The sequence below is a fragment of the Nitratidesulfovibrio oxamicus genome, assembly GCF_015731765.1.
Taxonomy (GTDB): Bacteria; Desulfobacterota; Desulfovibrionia; order Desulfovibrionales; family Desulfovibrionaceae; genus Cupidesulfovibrio; species Cupidesulfovibrio oxamicus.
The window spans coordinates 1-2,276 of record NZ_VRYY01000410.1; the positions used below are offsets into that span (position 1 = coordinate 1).

At 70.9% G+C, this 2,276-nt stretch carries 1 protein-coding gene; it reads left to right on the top strand.

Features of this window, described 5'->3' with window-relative positions; translation table 11 throughout:
• The first annotated feature begins 474 nt into the window (after positions 1 to 474).
• Complete coding sequence (locus FVW20_RS13035; RefSeq protein WP_372435000.1) at positions 475 to 1,788, top strand: cyclic 2,3-diphosphoglycerate synthase; 1,314 nt, start codon at positions 475 to 477, stop codon at positions 1,786 to 1,788.
• Positions 1,789 to 2,276: the final 488 nt, after the last annotated feature.

The window sequence follows — 2,276 nt, forward strand, 5'->3', positions numbered from 1 at the left end:
GCCGATCCGCGCCGATCCGCGCCGATCCGCGCCGATCCGCGCCGATTTGCGAGGGCCCGCTGCCGGTCGCAACCGGATGCCGCCGGAAGCTGCCAGCTACCGCCGGACACGACCACCGCGGCAGGGTTGCGCAAACCCTGCGGGCCTCCCTGCCCGCGGGTTGACGCCGTCCGCGTAGCTTGCCATGTCATGATAAATATCCCCCGCATGAATACGGGGGGGCCCGTCCAATCACTCCGGACCATCGCAAGCTACCCCCTACCGCCACCAAAGGAGGCCCGCCGCATGACCAGATCATCCCGCGCCGCCAGCCCCGTCCTCTCCGACCAGCACGACCACTCCTGCCAACCTGCCCAGTCGGCCCAATCTGCCAAACCCGCCAAACCGGCCACACTGGCCCAATCTGCCAAACTGGCCGCCACCTGCCGCGCGCCCGTGCCCGCCGACGGCGCTGGGGTACGCAACGTGGTGATCATGGGCGCCGCCGGGCGCGACTTCCACAACTTCAACGTGCTGCTGCGCAACGACCCCGCCGTGCACGTGGTGGCCTTCACCGCCGCCCAGATCCCGGACATCGACGGGCGCTGCTACCCGGCGGCGCTGGCCGGGCCGCGCTACCCGGACGGGGTGCCCATCCTGGCCGAACGCGAGCTGACGACCCTGTGCCGCGACAACGACGTGCATGAGGTGATCTTTTCGTACAGCGACGTTGCGCATGAAACGGTCATGCACGCCGCCTCGCTGGCGCTGGCCGCCGGGGCGGACTTTCGCCTGCTGTCGCCCGCCGCCACCATGTTGCGCGCGGACAAGCCCGTGGTGGCCGTTACCGCCGTGCGCACCGGCTGCGGCAAGTCGCCGGTCACCCGACACCTGTGCGCGGCGTTTCTGGCGCGGGGCATCCGCCCCGTGGTGGTGCGCCACCCCATGCCCTACGGCGACCTGGAGCGGCAGGCTGTGCAACGCTTCGCCAGCCACGCGGACATGGACGCCGCCGACTGCACGGTGGAAGAACGCGAGGAATACGAACACCTGGTGGACGCGGGCATCACCGTGTTCGCCGGGGTGGACTACGCGCGCATCCTTGCGGCGGCGCAGGCCGAGGCCGACGTGCTGTTGTGGGACGGCGGCAACAACGACACCCCCTTCTTTCGCCCGGACGTGCATCTGACCGTGCTGGACCCGCTGCGCGCCGGGCACGAGCGGACCTACCACCCCGGCGAAACCAACCTGCGCATGTGCCATGTGGCCGTGATCAACAAGATGGACACGGCCACGCCGGAACAGGTGGCCACGGTGCGCGCCAGCATCGCCGCCGCCAACCCCGCCGCGCGGGTGCTGCTGGCGGACTCCGTGGTAGAGGTGGACGACCCCGCCGCCATCCGCAAGGCGCGGGTCCTGCTGGTGGAAGACGGCCCCACCCTGACCCACGGCGGCCTGCCCTTCGGCGCTGCCGAGGCGGCGGCGGAGATGCACGGCGCGGGCCGCATCGCCGATCCGCGCCCGTATGCGCAGGGCTCGCTGAAGCAGGTGTTCGAGAACTACCCCCACCTGGGCAAGGCCCTGCCCGCCATGGGCTATTCGCGCAGGCAACTGGACGACCTGGAAGCCACCATCAACGCCACCCCCTGCGACCTTGTACTGCTGGGCACGCCGGTGCGCCTCGACCGGCTGATCCGTATCGACCGGCCATGGCTGCGGGTGCGCTACACCTACCGCGACCGGCCCGAAACGGAGGGCGGGGCCGGGCTGGCCGATACCGTGCTGGAACTGCTGGACACGCGGCCCTGAGCGCCCGGTGAGCCCCTGCCTGGTACCCGGGCATCCACCCGGGGGACCGGTAGGGCTGAAAAGGCCGAAGGGTCCGGAGAGGAGTGACGACCTTCCGCCCGGCGGGCCAGCCAGCGGGCTTGGCGGTCGGGCCTTTCTCGTTGGTCCGGACTGGACTGGACTGGTCCGGGCTGACCCGGGCTGGACTGGACTGATCCGGACTGATCCGAGCTGATCCGGATTGACCCGGGCTGATCCGGGCTGCCGCCGGATCGTCACCCCGCCGCCACGCGCCCGTCGCATCCGCTGCCTAGATATGGGACAAGCCCCATCAGCATCCAGCCTGGTGGGCAGGGGTTCCCATGTCCGGCTTCCCGATCGGTTTGCTGCTCGCCCCGGTGTCCAACATGTTGACCGGCCAGCTGACCGGCGTCCCGTCCGGCCTGGCCGCGCGCATGGTCGAGGCCGCCCCGGCCATCGGTTCCGGCGGTGCGGCCCCCGCGCCCGAT

Excerpts from the sequence above, each read along its gene's own strand:
- FVW20_RS13035 (WP_372435000.1), top strand. The coding sequence starts at position 475 with ATGGGCGCCGCCGGGCGCGACTTCCACAACTTCAACGTGCTGCTGCGC.